Annotated in this window: 23 protein-coding genes; 12 read left to right on the top strand and 11 right to left on the bottom strand. The window is 56.4% G+C overall.

What is annotated here, in order from left to right:
- The first annotated feature begins 17 nt into the window (after positions 1-17).
- From H9C73_RS09130 to H9C73_RS09095, 8 genes are all read left to right on the top strand, one after another.
- A complete protein-coding gene (locus tag H9C73_RS09130; RefSeq protein WP_209287513.1) occupies positions 18-1,334 on the top strand; it encodes a DUF1329 domain-containing protein in 1,317 nt (438 codons plus the stop codon).
- A gap of 97 nt (positions 1,335-1,431) precedes the next feature.
- Complete coding sequence (locus H9C73_RS09125) at positions 1,432-2,796, top strand: MATE family efflux transporter (RefSeq protein WP_236014192.1); 1,365 nt, start codon at positions 1,432-1,434, stop codon at positions 2,794-2,796.
- A gap of 176 nt (positions 2,797-2,972) precedes the next feature.
- On the top strand, positions 2,973-3,722 hold the full coding sequence (gene phbB / locus H9C73_RS09120; RefSeq protein ID WP_209287512.1) for an acetoacetyl-CoA reductase: 750 nt from the start codon (positions 2,973-2,975) through the stop codon (positions 3,720-3,722).
- A gap of 226 nt (positions 3,723-3,948) precedes the next feature.
- Positions 3,949-5,631: a methyl-accepting chemotaxis protein gene (locus H9C73_RS09115; protein WP_209287511.1), complete on the top strand. Its 1,683-nt coding sequence runs from the start codon at positions 3,949-3,951 to the stop codon at positions 5,629-5,631.
- Positions 5,632-5,718: 87 nt separating this feature from the next.
- Complete coding sequence (locus tag H9C73_RS09110) at positions 5,719-6,408, top strand: DUF6134 family protein (protein ID WP_209287510.1); 690 nt, start codon at positions 5,719-5,721, stop codon at positions 6,406-6,408.
- Entirely contained in the window at positions 6,401-7,177 is a 777-nt protein-coding gene (locus tag H9C73_RS09105) for an SDR family NAD(P)-dependent oxidoreductase (RefSeq protein ID WP_209287509.1), read from the top strand. Before H9C73_RS09110 ends, H9C73_RS09105 begins: the two co-directional genes overlap by 8 nt.
- On the top strand, positions 7,170-7,604 hold the full coding sequence (locus H9C73_RS09100; RefSeq protein WP_209287508.1) for a nuclear transport factor 2 family protein: 435 nt from the start codon (positions 7,170-7,172) through the stop codon (positions 7,602-7,604). The genes H9C73_RS09105 and H9C73_RS09100 overlap by 8 nt, the downstream gene beginning before the upstream one ends.
- Positions 7,605-7,749: 145 nt before the next feature.
- Entirely contained in the window at positions 7,750-8,841 is a 1,092-nt protein-coding gene (locus H9C73_RS09095) for a methyl-accepting chemotaxis protein (protein ID WP_209287507.1), read from the top strand.
- 32 nt (positions 8,842-8,873) lie between these two features.
- Here the strand turns inward: H9C73_RS09095 and H9C73_RS09090 are convergent, their stop codons facing one another.
- Genes H9C73_RS09090 through H9C73_RS09070 form a run of 5 tightly spaced genes read right to left on the bottom strand, consistent with a single transcriptional unit; the run spans position 8,874 to position 14,150 of the window.
- Entirely contained in the window at positions 8,874-9,434 is a 561-nt protein-coding gene (locus tag H9C73_RS09090) for a DUF3833 domain-containing protein (RefSeq protein ID WP_209287506.1), read from the bottom strand.
- Positions 9,424-10,731 (bottom strand): MFS transporter, encoded by a 1,308-nt coding sequence (locus tag H9C73_RS09085; RefSeq protein ID WP_209287505.1) that lies wholly within the window; start codon positions 10,729-10,731, stop codon positions 9,424-9,426. The genes H9C73_RS09090 and H9C73_RS09085 overlap by 11 nt, the downstream gene beginning before the upstream one ends.
- Complete coding sequence (locus tag H9C73_RS09080) at positions 10,728-11,978, bottom strand: SAM-dependent methyltransferase (protein ID WP_209287504.1); 1,251 nt, start codon at positions 11,976-11,978, stop codon at positions 10,728-10,730. Before H9C73_RS09080 ends, H9C73_RS09085 begins: the two co-directional genes overlap by 4 nt.
- Complete coding sequence (locus tag H9C73_RS09075) at positions 11,965-12,762, bottom strand: DUF1365 domain-containing protein (RefSeq protein ID WP_209287503.1); 798 nt, start codon at positions 12,760-12,762, stop codon at positions 11,965-11,967. Before H9C73_RS09075 ends, H9C73_RS09080 begins: the two co-directional genes overlap by 14 nt.
- The gene (locus H9C73_RS09070; RefSeq protein ID WP_236014190.1) at positions 12,759-14,150 is read right to left on the bottom strand and encodes an NAD(P)/FAD-dependent oxidoreductase; all 1,392 of its coding nucleotides are present in this window, start codon (positions 14,148-14,150) and stop codon (positions 12,759-12,761) included. Before H9C73_RS09070 ends, H9C73_RS09075 begins: the two co-directional genes overlap by 4 nt.
- A gap of 123 nt (positions 14,151-14,273) precedes the next feature.
- On the opposite strand from H9C73_RS09070, the gene H9C73_RS09065 reads away from it, so the two are divergent.
- The 4 genes from H9C73_RS09065 to phrB are packed head-to-tail and all read left to right on the top strand — an operon-like array spanning position 14,274 to position 17,908.
- The gene (locus H9C73_RS09065) at positions 14,274-14,894 is read left to right on the top strand and encodes a sigma-70 family RNA polymerase sigma factor (RefSeq protein WP_209287502.1); all 621 of its coding nucleotides are present in this window, start codon (positions 14,274-14,276) and stop codon (positions 14,892-14,894) included.
- Complete coding sequence (locus H9C73_RS09060; RefSeq protein ID WP_209287501.1) at positions 14,891-15,550, top strand: ChrR family anti-sigma-E factor; 660 nt, start codon at positions 14,891-14,893, stop codon at positions 15,548-15,550. Before H9C73_RS09065 ends, H9C73_RS09060 begins: the two co-directional genes overlap by 4 nt.
- Positions 15,551-15,559: 9 nt before the next feature.
- Entirely contained in the window at positions 15,560-16,525 is a 966-nt protein-coding gene (locus H9C73_RS09055) for a YbgA family protein (protein ID WP_209287500.1), read from the top strand.
- Positions 16,526-17,908, top strand: coding sequence for a deoxyribodipyrimidine photo-lyase (gene phrB, locus H9C73_RS09050; RefSeq protein WP_209287499.1), 1,383 nt, complete (start codon positions 16,526-16,528; stop codon positions 17,906-17,908).
- A gap of 36 nt (positions 17,909-17,944) precedes the next feature.
- Here phrB and H9C73_RS16465 read toward each other — a convergent pair whose 3' ends face one another.
- Genes H9C73_RS16465 through H9C73_RS09020 form a run of 6 tightly spaced genes read right to left on the bottom strand, consistent with a single transcriptional unit; the run spans position 17,945 to position 21,435 of the window.
- Positions 17,945-18,193 carry a DUF2442 domain-containing protein gene (locus H9C73_RS16465; protein WP_209287498.1) on the bottom strand — a complete coding sequence of 83 codons (249 nt, stop codon included), beginning with the start codon at positions 18,191-18,193 and terminating at the stop codon, positions 17,945-17,947.
- A 4-nt stretch (positions 18,194-18,197) separates the two neighbouring features.
- Entirely contained in the window at positions 18,198-18,458 is a 261-nt protein-coding gene (locus H9C73_RS09040) for a DUF4160 domain-containing protein (RefSeq protein WP_209287497.1), read from the bottom strand.
- 35 nt (positions 18,459-18,493) lie between these two features.
- Positions 18,494-18,712 carry a DNA gyrase inhibitor YacG gene (locus tag H9C73_RS09035; protein ID WP_236014189.1) on the bottom strand — a complete coding sequence of 73 codons (219 nt, stop codon included), beginning with the start codon at positions 18,710-18,712 and terminating at the stop codon, positions 18,494-18,496.
- On the bottom strand, positions 18,705-19,328 hold the full coding sequence (coaE, locus tag H9C73_RS09030) for a dephospho-CoA kinase (protein ID WP_209287496.1): 624 nt from the start codon (positions 19,326-19,328) through the stop codon (positions 18,705-18,707). The genes H9C73_RS09035 and coaE overlap by 8 nt, the downstream gene beginning before the upstream one ends.
- Positions 19,328-20,200 carry a prepilin peptidase gene (locus H9C73_RS09025; RefSeq protein ID WP_209287495.1) on the bottom strand — a complete coding sequence of 291 codons (873 nt, stop codon included), beginning with the start codon at positions 20,198-20,200 and terminating at the stop codon, positions 19,328-19,330. The genes coaE and H9C73_RS09025 overlap by 1 nt, the downstream gene beginning before the upstream one ends.
- Positions 20,200-21,435 (bottom strand): type II secretion system F family protein, encoded by a 1,236-nt coding sequence (locus H9C73_RS09020; RefSeq protein WP_209287494.1) that lies wholly within the window; start codon positions 21,433-21,435, stop codon positions 20,200-20,202. The genes H9C73_RS09025 and H9C73_RS09020 overlap by 1 nt, the downstream gene beginning before the upstream one ends.
- Positions 21,436-21,442: the final 7 nt, after the last annotated feature.

Below are 21,442 nucleotides of genomic sequence, written 5' to 3'. Positions count from 1 at the left end.
AAATAAGGAAACACAGTATGTTTAAAAAAGCCGTATTATCCGCCGCCATTGCTCTGGCCTTGGTACCCAATGTTCAGGCCGCCGATGTTTCAGAAGCGGTCATTCAGGAGTCCTTCTTCCCGTATGCCGATGGTGCGCCATCGTTTCCCGGCCTGAAGGCTGGTATGACAATCAATCAGAGCAATGTGGAACAGTTCAAGGATGCACTGGACCCGGCCATGTACCAGTTTGTCAAGAATGGCGACACCGAGATCAAGGTGGGGGAAACCACGGACTTTGCTCTGCACCCCAGCTACATTGAAGCGACACGCAAATATTCGGGGGATGTTCAACTGGGTGAAGGTCACGGTGAGATTTCAGAGACGGTTGCCGGTCGACCCTTCCCGGCGGAACCGTCACTGGATGATCCTCGTGCTGGCGAAAAACTGGCCTGGAACTACAAGTATGGCTACAACTGGGGTGACTCGGCCGCCATCATGCCGTTCTACTGGACCATGCGGGATATGGAGTCCGGTAACAAGGAACGGACCATCAAGATGAACTTTCACTTTCTGAACTTCACCCATAGAACCTCGCAGGAGCCTTATCCGGAAATTACGCCCAACCCTTCAGAACTGTTCCGGGGTATCTACGTTCAGGTGCTGGAACCCTTTGACGTGAAGAACACCCAGCTGCTGATCCATCGCTTCGAGGACGATACCAAGGTGGATAACGCCTACCTGTACCTGGGCTTCCAGCGCCGCGTGCGTCGACTGTCGACCGGTCAGACTACCGATGCCTTCCTTGGCACAGATGTGATGATCGAGGATTTTGAGGGATACAACGGCCGTATCAGCGACATGAAGTGGACCTACAAGGGGACCAAGTACCTGCTGATGCCGATGTACAATCACAACGACATGCCGCTGGATACGGAAACCCATCAGGATGAAGATGGCTATCAGGTGATCGCTTTTGGTGGCAAGGGCGGCTGCTTCCCGGACATCACCTGGCAGCTGCGCAAGGTCTATGTGGTGGAGTCCGAGCCGGTCGATCCGAACCATCCGATCAGCAAGCGACAGCATTACATGGATGCGCAGACCTTTATCATTCCGCGCAATATCACCTATGACCGTAAAGGGGATATGTGGAAGAGCTGGACCATCGGTCAGTCGCATCCGGACCACCACCTGCCCGTGAACAAGGGCACCGGCGTGTCCATCGATGATTCCTTCACCATGATCGATATTCAGGCCAATCACTGCACTACGGGTCAGTTCAAGGGTATCGTGGATCCGGAGCGCAGCCCGGTGGACAAGTTCAGTGTGCAGAACATGCGCGCCTCTGGCCGTTAACCGCGCGATCCCCCCTTGGTCGTTCAACCTTTGCCCGGGCCAGCCCCGGGCTTTTTCTGTTACACTCTCACGCTTTTAAAGTAACGACAGGAACAGCATGTCCCGGCGGCCCGATCTGCTCAATGCCCCCATACGTCCGACGCTGGTGCGGATGACCATCCCGATGATGTTTGGCATTGTCAGCCTGATGCTGTTCAACCTGGCGGATATCTGGTTCGTCGCTCAACTGGGCACTCAGCCGATGGCGGCGCTGGCCTTTACCTTCCCCGTTTCTTTCTCTGTTGTCAGTCTGGCGATCGGTCTGGGGATAGGGACCTCGGCCACCTTGGCGCGCCTGATCGGCAGCGGCAGTGGGGAAGGGGCGGCGCGTCTGGCAACGGACAATCTGTTACTGACGGTGCTGCTGATGGCGGTTGTTGGCACTCTGGGGCGCTTTCTCACGGACCCGGTGTTCCGGCTCATGGGGGCCGAGCCCGAGCTGATGTCGCTGATTGATGCCTATATGGAAGTCTGGTTCGCAGGCTCCGTGTTTCTGGTGCTGAACATGGTGTGCAACAGCACCTTCAGGGCATCGGGTGATACCCGGCTGTCGGCAACCATCATGCTGATTTCATCCCTGCTTAATGTGGTGCTGGACCCGCTGTTGATTTTCGGCTGGGGGCCGGTTCCCGCCATGGGGATACGCGGCGCAGCAGTGGCCAGCGTGATCGCCTGGTCGGCGACCACATTGCTGGCGCTGCATCTGCTTTACCACCGTAAGCAGATGCTGCTGCTGACAGTGCCGGACCTTAAACAGATGCTGGGGCACTGGCGCAAGGTGCTATCGATCAGCCTTCCGGCGGCCCTGTCCAACATGATGACGCCGCTGGCCAACGGGATACTGACGGCGCTGGTTGCTGTCCACGGGGCAGAAGCCGTCGCGGCCTTTGGGGCGGGGGCGCGTATCGAATCCCTTTCGTTGCTGGTCTGTCTGGCACTGTCCATGACACTGCCCCCCTTCATCAGCCAGAATTTTGGTGCCCAGAAACTCGAGCGCGTGCGTTCAGCCTATCGTGGCGCGGTTCGTTTTGCGCTGTTGTGGCAGCTGCTTATTTTCGGTGTGCTGCTGATCGCGTCCGGACCCATTTCGCGGCTCTTCAGTGACGACGAAAACGTGGCGCGCTGGCTGCAGCTCTGGCTCGTCATCGTGCCTGCAGGTTTTGGCTTCCAGGCAACCACCTTCCTGAGTGCCTCCTCATTCAACGCCCTGCATCAGCCCATGCGCGCCATGCGGATCAGCCTGTTCAGACTCTTTTTCATGTATGTCCCTCTGGGCTGGCTGGGCAACCATTTCTTTGGATTGACCGGCATGTTCGTGGCACTGGTATGTGCCAATGCGGTTACCGCCATGGTGGCCAGCTTCTGGGTGCGGCGCTACCTGAAAACCCTTGCGCTGGATCATCAAGCCGTACCTGCTGCCTGAATATCAGTACATACCCTGATTGCACCAAAGTCATACTCCTGACATCGTTTTTTTGGACTATGATCAGTGTGGTTACACCGCTAACTGCACACATAGAAACTTCGTACATTGCCTGACGGCCCCCATTCTGCTGCAGAGTGGAGCAGGCGACGAGAACATGGAAAGGGATGCAAAGTATGAGTAAACGAGTTGCATTGGTGACCGGCGGTACCGGTGGCCTGGGTGAAGCTATTTGTCGCAAACTGGTTGATGCCGGATACCACGTAGTTGCCGGTTACAACAGCGGCGGCAATCACGAAAAAGCCAAGGCATGGCAAGAGAAGCAGCGCGAGGCCGGCTACGAAATTGATGTGGCCTACGGGGATGTTACCAGCGAGGAGTCATGCGCTGCATGCATCGAAACTGTGAAGCAGCTCACTGGCCGTGACGTGGATGTGCTGGTGAATAACGCGGGTATTACCCGTGATGGTCAGTTCAAGAAAATGAGCTGGGAACAGTGGAATGAAGTTCTCAGCGCCAACCTGGATTCCATGTTCCACATGACCCGACTGGTGATCAACCCGATGATTGATCAGGGCTTTGGTCGTGTCATCAACATTTCCTCCGTAAACGCGCAGAAAGGTCAGTTTGGCCAGACCAACTACTCAGCGGCCAAGGCCGGTATCCACGGCTTTACCAAGGCACTGGCACAGGAAGTGGCTGCCAAGGGCGTGACCGTCAACACGGTATCGCCGGGCTACGTTATGACGCCGATGGTTGCCAAGATTGACGACTCGGTGCTGGAGAAAATTGCCAAGACTATCCCCGTCGGCCGTTTGGGCGAGCCGGACGAGATCGGTCGAATTGTAACCTTCCTGGCGGACGATCAATCAGCCTATATCACGGGGGCTGATTTCTCCATCAACGGCGGCTTGCACATGTTCTAATGCGACTCCCGGGAGTGTGCTCCTTCTGCCGTGTGCAGGCTGGAGCCACTTCCACCCCGCTCGTCCTTCCTCGATCTTTCTTGCCTTCAGCCCTCCCAATACCAGACAACATATTCACGACAGGCATCCTCTCAGCCCTAGTTCATTACAACGATGTTAATTCATTAAAAAAAGTGCAGGCATGGAGTACACTTAGGGAACGATATGTTCCAGAAAGGGTACTTACATGTCCGGACTCAAGTTGACTCCCAAACTTCTGATGTTGACATTGATTCCCATGCTGGCGGTGGTGACTGCCGTGATGGTGATCGTGCGCATCGAAATGCTCGCGATGGGGGATAAGGAAGTCCTGAATATTCGCCAGGATATGGTGGCGGCCAAGCAGAAAGAGCTGAAGAATTACGTTGAGCAGGCGATTACTGCCCTCACGCCTGTACTCGAAAATAATGAACTTTCCGAGCAGGAGAAGCAGGCTCGTGCCAGTGACATACTCAATGCCATCAAGTTCGGTGAAGATGGCTACATCTTCGCCTATGCAACTGATGGCGTGAACAGGGCACATGGTGCCAAGCCAAGCCTGAACGGCACCAACATGATGGGGGTCTCGGACCCCAACGGCGTGAAGGTGGTGCGTGAACTGATTGATGCCGCCCAGAGCGGTGACGGCTTCGTGGAGTACGTCTGGGACAAGCCCGGTCAGGAAGAAGATGCCCCCAAGCTGAGTTATGCCGTCATGTTGCCGGCGTTTGACTGGATGGTGGGTACCGGCTTCTATGTGGATGATATCGATGCCGCCATTGCCAAAAAGGAAGGTCAGCTCAAGACCGATATGGGCGAAACGCTCATGCTGATTGCGCTTTCCTCGCTGGCCTTGATCGTGCTCGTGGCCGTGATCTGTCTCTGGCTGGCACGTCGCATCGTCAATCCGTTGCACCAGACGGCGATGGCGCTGCGTGATATCTCTGAAGGGGATGGTGACCTGACTCAGCGTCTGCCGGTAGAAACCCGCGACGAGATTGGTGAAGTGGCACAGAACTTCAACCAGTTTGTGGAAAAGATTCAGCAGCTGATCATCGAAGTTCAGCGTGGCATCCAGTCGCTGGGTCAGTCCACAGAATCCATGCGCTCCGTCGTGACCCGTGCACATGAGGACGCCCACACCCAGAAGGGTGAGACCTCTCAGGCGGCTGCCGCGATTCACGAAATGGCCGCTGCGGTTCAGCAGGTTGCAAGCAGCGCTTCTCAGGCCGCCGAATCGGCGCGTGAAGCTGATTCCGAGTCGGTTAACGGCCAGAATGTCGTCGAGCAGACCATCGATTCCATCAATCGACTGGCCGATGACGTTAACCGTTCCGCCGAAGTGATCGGGTCTCTGGGTACGGACGTGAACGAGATCGGTACGGTCGTGAACGTGATTCGCGATATTGCCGAGCAGACTAACCTGCTGGCGCTTAACGCGGCTATCGAGGCGGCGCGTGCCGGTGAGCAGGGGCGTGGCTTCTCCGTTGTCGCGGATGAAGTGCGTACGCTGGCCAACCGTACTCAGCAGAGCACCGATGAAATTCAGCGCATGATCGAGGGGCTGCAGAACGGAGCCAAGCAGGCGGTGCGTGAAATGGAAAGTTCACAGGCGCAGAGCCAGGACACCATCGAGCGTGCTGATGAAGCCCGCAGTTCACTGCAGCAGATTACGCATTCTGTCAGCACGATCACCGAGATGAACACTCAGATCGCCAGTGCGGCAGAAGAGCAGACGGCGGTGGCCGATGAGATCAGCAAGAGCGTTCAGCAGATCGCTGACATTGCCGACAAGGCGACTCAGAATGCCGAGGAGCTGGCTGGCACCGCGACCGGCATGAGTGAGCTGGAACGCCACCTGAACCAGCTGGTGTCGCGCTTCAAAACCTGATCGTTAAACGGTATCGGGTAGCGCAAGCCCTTCCCTGACTGAACCGCCTCTGCATCGCATGCGTATTTTTCGGGGGAGGGCTTTTTTATGCGTACTCTACTCTGTCTCATCTGCTCCATTACATTGTCGTTGCCCGTTTGGGCCATTGAACCGACCCGTTTATATGGTGCCCAGTCGCACTATCAAGTTGAACGGAAAGGCAAGGTCATCGGTGACTATCACCTGAACTTCTCGCCCTGGGGACAGGGGGGCACTCATGTCAGCGTCGCGATGGATCTGAACATCCGGTTCATGGGTCTGTTCAGTTATGATTTTGAATACCGGTCTGACGAGTACTGGAGAGACAGTCAGACACTTGAGCAGATGCTGGTGCGTATCGATGACGATGGCGATCTGACCCGGTATGCCTTCGAGCGCCGCGACGGATATTTGTATCGAATGGAGCCAGGCGGCAGCACGCGTCTGGGCTCTGACCTGCTGACAACCAACCACTGGCACCCGGAGCTGGTCCGTCGCACCAATCTGGTCAATACCCTCACCGGTGATGTCAGCCAGATCAATGCACAGCTTGAGGCCGAGGAATGGGTCGAGCTGGGTAACCGCAGGGTGCAGGCACGTCGTTACCGTCTGGGCGGTGACCTTGAGGATACGCTGAGTTGGTATGACACTCAGGGGCGCTGGCTGGGAATGGAGTTCAGTGCGCGTGATGGCAGCCGTGTTCGAGTGTGGCTCAAGCCTGATCAGATGACCGCTTCTCTGGGAGAACCGTATGAGTGATCTGCCTTGGCGACTGGCCTGGATCACGGGTGCGGGCACGGGTATCGGCAGAGCGACAGCGCTTGCACTGGCTGAGCGTGGGTGCGATGTGCTGGTCAGCGGTCGCCGTTATGAGCCTCTGAACGAAGTGGTACAAACGGCAGTGGAGAGCGGGCTTGAAGGCCGTATCCGGCCACTGGTACTGGATGTCACCCGGCCGGGCGCTTACCGGCAGGCACTGGACACCATCGAGCGTGAATGGACCCTTCCTGATCTGGTCATCCTGAATGCAGGTACTCACCACGCCATGACACTGGATGAGTTCAGTGTGAAACCCTGCCGGGACCTGATGGAAGTGAACTATTTTGCTGTCATGTCAGGGCTGGAAGTGCTTGTGCCTGCTATGCGGCGGCGTGGTCGCGGGCAGATTGCCTGTACAGCCTCTTTGGCCGGGTATCGAGGTTTGCCCACGGCGGCTGCTTACGGGGCCAGCAAGGCCGCCTTGATCAACGCCTGTGAAGCCCTTCAGGTCGAACTTCAGGGCACGGGGGTGCGCTTGCAGGTGATCAATCCCGGCTTCGTCAAAACGCCGCTGACCGACCGGAACCGCTTTGAGATGCCCCAGTTGATTTCCGCCGAAGAGGCGGCCCGAGCCTTGCTCAAGGGGCTCACTTCCAATCGCTTTGAAATCCGCTTCCCGAGGCTTTTTGCCCTCTTCATGGCCAGCTTGAAACTGTTGCCGGATAATCTGTATTTTCGACTGATCAAGCGGGGAACCGGTTTTGAGTGAAGCAGCACTGGAACGCTATGCAACAACCTTTGCCAACCTGACACCTGATACGGTGGATGAGCTTTGTGCCCTGGTCAGTGAAGGTGTGTACTTCAAGGATCCCTTTAACGACATTCAAGGCCGTCAGGCATTCAAGCACCTGCTGTTGGATATGTTTGAGCGTGCAGGACGACCTGCGTTCAGTGTGGATACTATCTGCTGGCATCAGGCTTCAGAAACAGGCTGGCTCAGGTGGCATTTCAGGGCAGACCTGCCGGTCATAGGGCGCCTGGAAGTTGAGGGATGTTCGCGTGTGCTGTTTGATGCCCACGGCCAGGTCAGTACGCATATGGATTACTGGGACAGTGCACCCGTGTACTTGAAGCTCCCGCTGATCGGTCGCTTGTTGCGCGGTGTCAGGCACAGAATTTCCAGTCAAGCCTCATAGGAGCCAGGTCATAATGTATGCAAATTATGACGCCAACAACTGACAGCATATCCTGTTTCGTAGTAATCTTTCTCAAACAGTTGTTTTGCAGGAGTGAATGAACCACTCCTTCAAATAGTTACTACTTATAAAAACAGAGAAAAACATGTTGTTCTCACGTCGAGCCAGTCAGGAAACAGAGCAGTTGCGGGCACAGCTGGCAGCTGTCCAAAAGGATTACCAGCAGGAGATCGATACTCTTAAAGAGCTGGTGGCAGAAAAGGAGTCTCAGTTACAGGCGATTCAGCGTCAGGGTGACAGTGAAGCCAAAGTCCTGTCCTACCAACTCAAGGGCAATGAGATGCTGGGTTCGATTCGTGAAGGCCTGGCCATTAACGCAGAGCAGCTGATTGAAGAGCGAAAGTCACTGGCTGAGATTGACTCAGTGTTTGATGACACCCGAGCAGCGGTCTCCAGGCTCAGCAAGCGCGCTGAACAGATCAACTATCATGCTGAGTCCAGCTTGCAGGCAACTGAGGTGCTGGATGGTACCGCCGAGTCAATCAGCAAACTGGTTGTAGGCATCAAAGAAATATCGGATCAAACCAACCTGTTGGCATTGAATGCCGCTATAGAAGCAGCACGTGCAGGGGAGGCCGGCCGGGGCTTCGCCGTGGTAGCTGATGAGGTTCGAAACCTGGCCAGCAAAGCCCATCAGGCCAGTGGTGAGATCGAGAGCCTGATTGGCAAGGTGATGGATCAGACCGGCACTATCAAGGAGATCGTGACCAGGAATCACGAGAGCGCGGTAGAGGTTTCGGCTTCCTCAACACAGATTGATGGTGTGGTGGCTGATGTTTTGGATCGGTCCAATCAAATGCAACGTGTCATCGCGCGAGCAACCACTGCTTCATTTCTGGATACTGTAAAACTGGATCATGCCGTGTGGAAAAACCGGGTCTACAGCCTGATTGAGTCCGGTCGTTTTGCCGAAGGTGCCAATGATCATACAGAATGTCGGTTGGGGCACTGGTATTACGAAGGGTATGGCGCCTCTCACTATGGGCATATGGAAAGCTTTCGGTCACTCGAAAGTCCCCATCGCCGTGTACACGAATCGGGTAAGGCAGCGCTTGAAGCGGGTCGTACGGGTGACTACACCCGCATGTTGCAGCATCTCGAACAGATGGAGTCGGCCAGCCTTGAGGTCGTTAAACAGGTTGACCGCCTGATGGTGGAGGTATCGCAGCAGATTTAGGAAATACTTTTTTGAGGACTCGATGAGAGTCCTCAGAGTGTAAATGGGATCTCCCTGAACTGCTCTCCACGGACGAAGAACAGAGTGACCGTACCCAGCTGGACACCCCATTTGCTGACCTCGGCCCGGTTTACCATTACATTGCCGGGCTGCAGATACATCCAGTCGTTAAAGGCAACCTTCCAGCTGCCATCGCCCACCTTCAATTCCATTTTGTATTGCCAGTTGAGGCTGTTGCCCTGGGTAACGCCTTCTGCGTGTCCCAGTATGTCATCGGCCTGGCCGATATAGCGGTTGTCTCCAGTAGGGGTGATTGTCCATACGCGGCGGTCCTGCTCACCATCGCCGTAGAGAAATTTCTCATCCAGTACCAGGCGCTCGCCGTTCCAGTCACCGTCGATTTCGACCTGGAACTGGCGTCGCAGCTTGCCGAAACGGTCCTCAAAGATCCCCCAGGCGTACACCTTGCCCTGAAAAAAATCTTCGATCTTCAGTGTCGGACCCTGTGAGTAGAGAGAGTCTGTCTTCATGGGTGAGCATCCCGTTATGAACGCAGAAAGCAAAAACAACCAGAAAAAATGTCTAATCCGCATGGGGGTCTCCATCGGTACCTGCAAGGCGTGCACGCAGAGCCTGGTGGCCAGCTTGGCGCAGGGGGTAGCCTCTGAGCCAGACCACCGCAACTGTCTTGAATACGCAGGGGATACCGGCATAGATCAAGGCGAGGGTCAGACTTGAATGAGCGGGTATCTGCCATTCGGCCAGCTGGAGCAGTCCCAGCCCGATCATGGCGGCCAGCGCCAATGCCAGCTTGTTCGCGGCATTCCAGCAGGCAAACAGGAGGCCTCGGCGCTGGCACCTGAACCGAAAGCGGTCCCAGTCACAGACCTCCGCCTGCATGACGTGAGGAAGCGCCAGGTCGGCACCCAGCAATAAACCGGTGAGCAGACAGATGGGAACAAACAGGTTGAGATCCCCCGGGCCGAGCAGGGTGGCGGGCAGGAAGGCGGGCACTGACAGCAGCATACAGAAGCGCCATATATCTACCTTGTCGAAACGCCGGCTCAGGGCCAGCCACAGAGGCAGGGACGCGACCGCTGCACCGAAATAGAGCAGAATCAGCAGTCCTCTGTCGGCCTCCCGAGCCTGCAGGGTTTGGGTAACAAAGAGGGGAAAAAGTACGGCCGGAACGCCGTTGGCGATGCCGTTGAAAAACCAGCTTCCGAGCAGCATTCGGGCCGGGCGATTACGCAGAATGCCGCGCCAGTGGTGTGGGCGATGCTGAATCTGGCGCACCGGCAGAGGCGTTTCGCGCAACAGGCAGGTGAGTGCCAACATACCCGGTATGACGGTTAAGGCGGCCATAAGAAGCAGCACCTGGCCCGTGGTCAGGCCCATATAGAGGCCCAGCGCAGGAGCCGCCGCGGAAATCAGCAGCCCTGCCAGGGTAAAGCCTTCCCGCACGCTGGCTGCGCGGGCTCGCTGGTGGCTGTCATGACTGAGGCTGGTCAGCCAGCTTAGATAGGGGACCTGAATCAGGGTCCATCCCAGATACAGGAGGACTGAGCCGGCCAGCAGGGAGAGGGCTTCGGCATTCTGAGCAGGGGAGAGCAGCATGCCAAGTCCCGGCAGGCAGATGAACGCGCCTGCCAGAATAAACTGTCTGAAGCGAGCGGGGTGACCACAGTCGAGCCAGTGGCCGATCAAGGGGTCGGTGATCAGGTCGCTCAGTCGAGCCAACATGAGCAGCAGCCCAACCAGGCCCAGCGAGAGTGACCAGTGCTCGACATACCAGGTTGGCAGCAGGACATACAGACCCACTGTGGGAATGGCCAACGGCAGTCCGGGCAGGGCATAGCTGACCAGTTGTCGCCTGCTGAGCGGCTTCATCGGCGGAGCTGATACAGCCCGACGTCAATGCTGCCGTGGCGGAAGCCTCCTTCACAGTAGGCCAGATAATACAGCCACATGCGACGGAAACGCTCATCAAACCCTTGTGCCTTTACGCGGGGCCACTGCTCGATGAAACTGTGGCGCCATTCGCGCAGGGTGTCGGCATAGTCCAGCGCAAAGGTCTGCTCATGCTCCCATGTCAGGCCCGATGTCTCCACTTCCTGTTTCAAGCGTTCGGGGCTGGGCAGCATGCCACCCGGAAAGATGTAGGTCTGGATAAAGTCGGCACGGCTGCGGTAGGCATCAAAGCGCTCGTCCTCGATGCTGATAATCTGCAACACTGCACGTCCACCGCGTTTGAGACAGTTCCGTACCTGCTCGAAGTACCGAGGCCAGTGCTCTTCGCCAACGGCCTCGAACATCTCGATGGATACGATATGGTCGTACTGCTCGCGCACGTCGCGGTAATCGGTCAGTGTGAAATGGCACTGCTCATTCAGACCGGCCTTTTCGATTCGCTCACGGGCGTATTGCAGTTGCTCAACCGAGAGCGTAATGCCGTGGACTTCGGCCCCATACTCACGGGCTGCCAGCTCTGCAAAGCCGCCCCAGCCACAGCCGATCTCCAGTACCTTTTGTCCCGGCTTAAGGTCCAGAAGCTGGCAGATTCGACGGTACTTGTTCAGTTGGGCCTCATTCAGCGCTGCCATGCCCTGCCGTGTGCTGTCGGGAGGGTAAAGCGCAGCCGAGTAGGTCATGCTGGGGTCGAGCCAGAGACCGTAAAATGCATTGCCCAGGTCGTAGTGGTAGGCGATATTGCGGCGTGAGCCACTGCGGGTGTTGGCGCGGCGCAGATGACGCAGTCGGCTTATCACTCGGAGCACCCAATGGCCCCTGATCAGGTCCTGCAATTTGTGTTCGTTGCCGAGCGCCCAGTCAAACAGGGATACCAGATCCGGGCTGTCCCAGTCCCCGTCCATGTAACTTTCTGACCAGCCAAGGGCACCGCCTCTGAGCAGGCGCCGAAAGGCACGAAAATGATGAATCCGGATCTCGGCACGCGGCTCATGCTCGCGAGCCGAGCCGAACTGAAGCCGTTGTCCTGAAGGCAGCTGAAGGTCCAGTGTGCCGTATCCGATATGTGGCAGGTGGTTAAGCAGAGCCTGCATACACCAGCGGTTGAGCCAGCCGGTGCGCGGTACTACATCGGCTCGGCTCAGAGTGCGATATTCAGACGGTTTCATGGGTGTGTTCCCCCGAATGGTTGACCAGCGTCGTGCGTGTCGCGGGCGGGCTGGGCCTTGGCTGAAGCGGCACTTTCTTGCGCCAGATGCGGAAGGCCTCCCAGTGGATACCAGCGATCACCTTGAGGGTCATCAACGGATATTTAAGGAAGGTACTCAGCAGGCTTCCATCACTGAGCGGCTTGCGCTGACCCGTGAAAGTCGCGTGCAGCACGGGGCCTGCCTCGTCTGTCTGTCGAATGCAGACCGCTATTCTGTTGTGAGGCGGTTGCATGCGGAAGTGGTACTGCGTGGCCATGCTGATGAAAGGGGATACATAAAAGGCCTTGTCACAGCTCTGGCGGATAGTCGGTCCCTGTTCCTGATCGACCGGGATCAGATAATTGTGCTTCTGGTTAAAGGTGTTGCTGACTTCGTACAGAATGGCTCTGAGACTGTCCTGCTCGTCATAGCAATAAAACACGCTCAGCGGATTGAACACATAGCCTAGTATTCGCGGATAGCACAGCAGCTCAATTCGCCCCTTGCCCAGATCGAGGTCATGCTGGTGCAAGATCGAACGCACCTGATCAGCCAAGGGGCGCTCGCTGCCATCACCGTGGTCCCGGTCATGAAAGGAGAAAAGGTTGAACCGGTTGCGTGAGAAAAGCCGGAGCCGGCCATGGAGCTGGTTCAGTTCGTCCAGATCCAGCAGCATGGATGTCACCCGGTAGATGAAGCGATGTCGGGATGGCTTCATGCGGTGATGCATCACCTGACCGGCATAGAGGCAGGAGCGATTCATGCGACCGCTCCCGGCACCCAAATGTCACGGGGTTTCATGGGGGCCGTGACATGGATACGGCTGCTGGGGTTCTGCAGTGTCCAGGGACGAGGCGTACCGCCCAGCTGTTCCGCCACGGCCAGGCCGGCTTGCAATCCGTCTTCATGGAACCCATAGCCAAAGTAGGCGCCACAGAACCAGGTGTTCTGCTTGCCCTGCAATGACCAGAGGGATTTCTGTGCGGCAATCGAATCCAGATTGAACACCGGGTGGTCATACAGGAAACTACGCAGAATATGACCGTCTCCGGGCTCCTGAGTCGGATTCAAGGTGACAAACACCGGGTGCTCCTGTGGCAGGTGTTGCAGGCTGTTCATCCAGTAGGTGACTGAAATGGCTTCAGGTTGCCCCTGTGGGTGTTGAGCGTCCGTGAGGTAGTTCCAGCTTGCCCAGGCCTGGCGCCGACGGGGCATCAGGGCCGTGTCGGTGTGCAGAATCGCCCGGTTGCGCTGGTAGGGGAAGCAGCTCAGGAGCCGGTTTTCCTGTTCAGTGGGGTTCTCCAGAAGCTCAAGTGCCTGATCAGCGTGGCAGGCCAACACCACATGATCAAAGGTTTCGGTCTCGCCATGCAGAAATTCAACGATTACCTTGCCATTGCGGCGGTGAATCTTATGGATTCGGCTGTTGAGTCGAACACCGGTACCCAGCTCACGGCAGATACGACTCACATATTCTCGACTTCCTCCAGTGACGGTGCGCCACTGAGGCCTGTCCTTCAGTTGAACCAGGCCATGATTCTGGCAGAAGCGAAGGAAGGTCACGGCCGGATATGCCAGCATCTGATCTGCCGGTGTAGACCAGATAGCGGCGCCCATCGGGATCAGGTGCTGATGAATAAACGCAGAGCCGTAGCCGCGAGACTTGAGCATCTCGCCAAGCGTCTGCGTTTGTACATCCGGGGCATCAATCAGCTCAGGGGCTTCACGGTAGAAGCGCAAGAGGTCAGACAGCATGCGCCAGTAACCGGGGCGCAATAAGTTGCGCTTCTGCGCAAACAGGCCTTTCAGCCCACAGCCGCTATACTCCAGGGCACCCTCATTGATCGAAACACCGAACGACATGTCGGTGTTTTGGCTGGGAACGCCCAGTGTTTCAAAAAATTCGACAAGATTGGGGTAGTTGACGGGGTTGTAGACGATAAAACCGGTATCCACCGCCAGGGGACCATCCTGAGTCGGAACATTGACCGTATTGGAATGGCCACCCGGGCGATCGTCCTTCTCGAACAGCGTCACTTTGTGCTGCTTGTTCAGCAGCCATGCCGCGGAAAGGCCGGAGATACCGGAACCGACAACGGCTATTTTAAGTGGTTTGATGGCGTGTACATTCATGGTGGGGTCGCTCGTCATATCCTTTGCGGGCCGTTACGTGTCCAAGGGGGTACACGGATCATCGACAACGGCGCTCAATGCTGCAAGGATTAAATAGCCACGGTTGATCCGTTTGGCATCACAGATGCGTAAGGAGGACACATGCAGGAATTCGATGCCGAAGGAGGCGATGTGAACGCTGCCGCTGTCACCCCGCAGACATTGACACCAGAGCAAAGGAGAAAGCAGGTGCGAGACGAATGGAGCGCCTGTCTAACCCGCCTGGCCGAGACTCGTGACAAGTCCGAGTTTGCTCGCTTGTTCGGATACTTCGCGCCCCGGGTCAAGTCTTACATATTACGTTTGGGTATGCCGGATGCCACCGCTGAAGAAGTGATGCAGGAAGCTATGCTGCTGGTATGGCGCAAGGCTCATCTTTTTAATCGAACCAAGGCCAGTGCCAGCACCTGGATTTTTACGCTGGCCCGAAACCAGAGTATCGATCGGATGCGACGGGACAAGGTCCAGTTTTATGAGCTGCCGGAAGAAGAGCCAGACCCCGAACAGCGTGACATGGGTGAGCATTCAATCATCGCCGAGCGTATGCAGGAAGCTATCGCAACCCTGCCGGAAGGCCAGGCGCAAGTGCTGCATCTTTCCTACTACGAAGGCAAAAGCCATTCAGAAATTGCCGAGCAACTGGGGATTCCCCTCGGCAGTGTTAAATCAAGACTCCGTTTAGCATTCAGTAAGCTCAAGGCTCACTGGGGAGAAGAAGTGTGAATATCAGCCATCATTTTGACGACGCAACCCTGATGGCCTACTCCGCAGGTACACTGCCGGAAGGCATGGCCCTGTTGGTTGCCTGCCACCTGCATTGGTGCCCGCACTGCCGTGATCGAGTAGAAGTGACCAACTCTGTTGGCGGTGCTCTGCTGGATCGTCTTGAGCCAGCCGCACTCGACGATAATGCACTGGACAGCCTGCTGGCGCGTCTTGATGAGCCCGAGCAGGAGTTTGCATCGCCTGAGCACTCCAGGTCAGAGCCAGCCGGTGATTCTGAGCTGCCGGCACCTTTGGCGCAGCTTCTGGGCGCGCCGATGGATGAACTGCCCTGGAAACGGATCGGTTACGGTGTGCGCCAGATCGACCTGGAGTTGAAGGGTCCCGGTGCTGCACGATTGCTGCGTATCTCGCCGGGCGTATCAGTGCCGCATCATACCCATGGCGGTAATGAGCTGACACTCATTCTGAAAGGGTCTTACAACGATGAGTTGGGACGCTTCTGCCGGGGAGACGTGGCCGACCTGGACGGCGATGTGGAGCATCAGCCGCTGGTCGATACTGATGAAGATTGCATCTGTTTGATCGCGACGGACGCACCGCTGAAGTTCTCCGGATTGATGGGACGCTTGGTACAGCCGTTTATCGGCCTCTAGGAGCACGACATGGAATCAACCCTGCCTGAAAAGAAAATTCCGGTTGGCATTAGCGCCTGTTTGACCGGGCAGCAGGTGAGGTACAACGGGGGCCACAAGCGCTCCCGTTACTGTTTGAACGTACTGGAAGACTGTTTCTCCTTTGAAACCTTTTGCCCTGAAGTGGCGATTGGTCTGGGCATACCCCGCGATCCCATCCGGCTGGTGGGTCTGGAGGGTGAGCACCCCAGAGCTCAGGGAACAAAAGAGCCGGAGCTGGACGTGACAGACAAGCTGCTGGACACCGGGCATACATTTGCAGAAAAGCACCGGCATTTGCGTGGCTTTATCCTGATGAAGGGGTCTCCCAGTTGTGGCATGGAGCGCGTGAAGGTGTATCACCCCAACGGCATTCCTCATCATGCTGATCAGGGGGTCTTTGTACGTGCTTTGCGGGAGTCCAATCCGGTGTTGCCTCTGGAAGAGGAAGCACGCATGAATGATGCCGTATTGCGTGAGAACTTTATTGCTCGGGTGTTTGCCTACGATGACTGGAAATCCACTGTGGAGCCGGATCCCAGCTACCATGCCATCCTGCAGTTTCATAGTCGTCAGAAATACCTGCTGATGGCACACCACTACGAAGGCTACCGAGAGCTGGGGCGTTATCTGGCCGAGGCCCATGACCTTCCGCTTGAGGAGGTGATCGAGCATTACATTAGTCGTTTTATGGAGCACATGGCGCACAAGGCGACACGGAAAACGCACACCAACGTGCTCATGCATATCCTCGGGTATCTGAAAAAAGAGATCGACAGTGATACCAAGCAGGAAATGCTGGATGCGATTGAGCAGTACCGTCAGGAACAGGTGCACTTGGTAGTACCGCTGACCCTGCTGAAACACTATGTAAAGCGTCACGGCTCGGACTATATCCGCAGTCAGACCTACCTGAATCCACACCCGCATGAACTGGGGCTGAGGAATTACATCTGAATGCATCTTGTCTGGTTTCGAAACGATCTGCGCCTGGTGGACAACCCGGCGCTTTATCATGCCTGCGCCAGTGGGGAGCCTGTCCGGGCTGTTGTATGTTTGACCCCGGCACAGTGGGCAGAACATAACGAGTCCGAAGCACGTATCAATCTCTGGTCTGCACGGCTGGACTGGCTTGAAACGCAGCTTGAACAAAGCGGTATCGAGCTGACCCGGCTTGAGCTCAGCCGCTTTTCGGATTGCTCAGCAGCACTGAGTCGCCTGGCTGAGGACGTTAGCGCCAAAGCGCTGCATTTCAACTATGAGTACCCGCTTAATGAGCGTAATCGAGACCGTGCCGTCTGTGAGAGCCTGAATGCACAGGGGGTTGAGGCGTTGGGGTATCACGGCGATGTGATTGTCCCGCCCGGAAGTGTTGTGACAGGCAACGGGACACCGTTCAAGGTATTCACGCCGTTCAGCCGTGCCTGGATGAAGCAGCTTTTGCGGCTGGAACATGCGCCGCTACCGCTGCCTGAGGGGCTGTCTCTGGCGAGCAGTGAGCGGGTAACGCTGCCCGTACCTCTTGGTGTACGTCAGAGCCGGGAGCAAGTCTATCCTGTAAGCGATGCGGGCCTGCTGGCGTTGTTGCAGCGCTTTATCGTTGAGCAGGAGCCGGACTATCAGCGTTTGCGTGACTATCCGGCACGCCACGGAACTTCAGGGCTTTCACCCGCATTGACTATTGGCGCCCTGTCAGCGAGGCAGTGCCTGGCAGCCCTGAAACAGGCCTGTCAGGATGACAGCTGGCAGCACAGTATCTGGTTGAACGAGCTGGTCTGGCGCGAATTCTATCGACATCTGCTGGTGAGCTTTCCTGAACTGAGTCGCTATGCGCCTTTTCGCCCTGAGGTGGCCGCACGCATTCACTGGTGTCATAACGAAGCGCATTTTGACGCCTGGAAGGCGGGCGAAACCGGTTTTCCGATCGTGGATGCAGCCATGAAGCAGCTTAACGCAACCGGCTGGATGCATAACCGTCTGCGCATGATTGTGGCCAGCTTTTTGACCAAGCTGTTGCGCATTGACTGGCGCAAGGGCGAAGCCTGGTTCATGTCCAGGCTGATGGACGGTGACTTTGCGTCGAACCTGGGGGGCTGGGCCTGGAGTGCTTCTGTTGGCGCAGATGCGGCGCCTTACTTCCGTATCTTCAACCCTCAGCTGCAAAGCGAGAAGTTTGATCCAAACGGGGAGTTTGTCGCCGAGTGGTTACCCGAGCTGCGGCATCTGGAGCCGAAGGAGCGTCACAAGCCGGGGGCCGGGCAGCGGTATGGTCGGCCCGCCCCGATTATTGACTATAAAGCGGCCCGCAAGGCAGCGCTGGACGATTATAACAACAGCTGAAGATAAGAATGCTGCCACGCCTGATAGGAGATCGGTCTAATTCAATTTGCTTGATACGACATGTTCATACAAGACAGATGGATCAAGATCGGCTCCATTGGGCCAACAAATGGCGCCGAAATGGTCTATCTCCACTTGAGCAAAAATTTCCGGGTCTCTGAGCGGTTCAAACACAGGCCCGAATAATCTGTCCTTAAGACAGACTTCACCCTGGGTATGGTCTTCAAAGGTAAGTTCCAGCACAAAGTCTGGTTTGACGCTGACCTGTATGACTCTGTGAAACACGGTGCTACTCCAAAGGGGCTATACCTTTTAACGGCTGGTGTTGCTCGGCAAGTTTCCAATCCTCCAATAACTCGTGCCTGTGCTCAAGTGCCCATTCAACCACCATGGCCCGGGCTCGCTTTGGTAAGGTGCCATCCAGAATCTCGAGCGTCTCAATCGCAATAATGGCCTGAAAGTCGCCATAGTAGGCATGAAAGTGTGGCGGATTATGATCATCGTAATACATACGAATGAATATGCCGAAAAACACACTGATTGTTGGCATTGTCACACTCCTTGTGACCTTATGATGACAGGAAATTAGTGGCGGGTGGGCGTAAACCCCATTTCATCCGGTAGCATGCCCGAGCTGAAATCATCCATGGAAGGCTCGGCGGCAATCTGGTAACCCTCGCTGGCCCACTCGCCCAGATCGATCAGGCGGCAGCGCTCCGAGCAGAAAGGGCGCCACTTGTTGGCTTCAGAGTAGGGGGCGGGGCTGTTGCACTGTGGGCATTTGACCATACGGGCATCAGTCATCGGCAGCATCCTCCTCGGCCGCAATCTGTTTCAGTTTCGGGTGCAGTGCTTCTACTGCACTGTGCAGATCCTGTTCAGACCCGCTGTTATCCAGTACAAAATCAGCATGTGACAGTCGTTCTTCACGGGTCATCTGAGCCGCCAGTATCTGGCGCACCTGGGCTTCTTCGATACCATCGCGTTGCATGGTCCGTTCAACCTGAGTCTCTTCGGGCACGTCCACGACGATCACCTTGCTGATCAGAAGGTGTTGATCGGTTTCCAGCAACAGGGGAGATGCCAGCACGGCATAGGCGTGACCGTCTTCGTCCAGCTGTTCCAAAGTATCCAGGATGGAGTCACGGATCAGAGGGTGCAGCAGCGCCTCGAGCCAGTTACGCTCACGCTCCTTGTCAAATACAATGCGGCGCAGGGCCGGGCGGTCAAGCTTTCCGTCAGGGCGGATAACGTCTTGACCAAAGTGCGCGGCAATTTTGGTCAGAGCTTCGCTGCCGGGTTCAACGACCTGGCGGGCTACCTGATCGGCATCAATAACGGGGACACCCAATGAAATGAAACACTCGGAGGCGGCACTTTTGCCACTTCCGATTCCTCCAGTGAGTCCTGCTACCAGCATCAAAAGCTCCCCAGATATGCGGAAATGATGGAATCACCCCAAACCATCGCGATCCAGCCGGCAATGGCCAGGTAGGGGCCGAACGGAAGTGGATTTTGCGCCTGATGACGCCGAAATGCAATCAAGCCAAACGCCAGCACGACCCCGACAACAGACGAGAGCAACACCACCAGTGGCAGCACCATCAAGCCGCCCCAGGCGCCGATGGCAGCCAGCAGCTTGAAGTCGCCATACCCCATGCCTTCCTTGCCGGTGAGCAACTTGAACAGCCAGTACACACTCCATAGCAGGAGATAGCCCGCAGCTGCACCCAGGACGGCTTCGTGCAGGCTCACAAACACACCCTGAGTGTTGATCAGCAGCCCCAGCCAGAGCAAGGGCAGGGTGATGGAGTCCGGCAGCAGTTGGTGATCCAGGTCGATGAACGTCAGGGTGATCAGCGCCCAGGTCAACAGAACCAGACAACCTGCTTCAAGGGTAAAGCCAAAATGCCAGACCAGCCAGGCAGAACCGATGCCCGTTAGCAGTTCGACAAAGGGGTAGCGCGCCGAGATGGGCGTCGAGCACTGGCTGCAACGACCGCGAAGAAACAGCCAACTCAGCACAGGGATATTTTCATACCACTGAATCTCGTGCCCACAATGCCCGCAACGGGAACGGGGTACCATCAGGTTGAAGCGTTCGGGTTCGCTGGCTGGATTGCCACTTTCGGCTTGAGCACCAGCTTCAGCGCGGATACAGGCGTCCCATTCGCGCTGCATCATCACCGGCAAACGCAGGATTACCACGTTCAGGAAGCTGCCGACCAGCAGCGAAAACAACAGTGTAGCAACCACTGCCAATAGTGGAGATGTCTGTAAAAGCTCCAGCATTAACCCACAACCTGACCCAGCTGGAATATTGGCAGATACATGGCGATAACCAGGCCACCGACCAGTACACCCAGAATAACCATGATCATGGGCTCCAGCAGACTGGACAGGTTGTCGACCGCATTATCCACTTCCTCTTCATAGAAAGTGGCGACCTTGTCGAGCATCATGTCGAGTGAGCCGGCTTCTTCACCGATGGCGATCATCTGCACGGTCATGGTGGGAAAAACACCAGTCATGTTGGTAGCGCTTTGCAGTGACTGGCCGGTGGATACACCGTTGCGGATCTGGATGATGGCGTTTTCGTACACCACGTTGCCGGCGGCGCCTGCCGCTGAATCCAGAGCCTCCACAAGAGGAACACCGGCCGCAAAAGTAGTCGCTAGGGTACGGGCAAAACGGGCTACGGCTGCCTTGTGTAGGATGGTGCCAATTGCAGGGATCTTGAGTACGGCACGGTCCACGGCATTGGAAAAGCGTTCTGATTTTTGTCTTGCTTTGATAAAAGCGAAAACACCAGCAACGGCTCCAATCAGGCCAACAAACCACCATTTTTGCGCCATTTCAGATAGCCCGATCACCCATTGGGTAAACGCCGGAAGTTCGGCGCCAAAGCTGCCAAATACGGTTTCAAACTGAGGGACGACCTTGACCAGCAGAATGGCAGACACGACGACACCCACCACGATAACCGCGATAGGGTAGGTCATCGCCTTTTTGATTTTCTTCTTCAGGGACTCGACTTTTTCCTTGTAGGTTGCGATGCGGTCCAGCATGGTCTCCAGCGCACCGGACTGCTCACCGGCATGGACAAGTGAGCACACAAGGTCGTCAAAATGCTCCGGGTGGCGAGCGAGCGCCTTGGAAAGGTCGCTACCGGAGTTGACGTCGTTTTTCAGCTCGTTGATCAGCTCCTTAAGCTTCACCTTTTCGGCACCCTCAGCCACGATCTCCAGGCCTTGGAGTAATGGCACACCGGCTTTCATCATGGTCGCTTCCTGGCGAATGAAAAAAGCGATATCCACTGGCTTGATCGGCTTGTGTTTGGAGCTGAACAAGGAGACACGCTCCTTACCCAGCCTGTTGGGGTTGATGCCCTGTTTGCGGAGCAAGGTTTTAGCTGCCGCCAGGTTTTCGGCATCGATCTTGCCCTTGCTGATGTTGCCGCTTTTGTCCTTGCCCTGCCAGACAAAAGTCGATTTCTTGGGTGCTTTTTTCGCTGCCTTGGTCGCCATGCTCTAT

The organism is Marinobacterium alkalitolerans, from assembly GCF_017776525.1.
Lineage (GTDB): Bacteria > Pseudomonadota > Gammaproteobacteria > Pseudomonadales > Balneatricaceae > Marinobacterium > Marinobacterium alkalitolerans.
The sequence above is the reverse complement of the archived record's forward strand: the minus strand, read 5'-3'. Positions and strand labels throughout refer to the sequence as shown.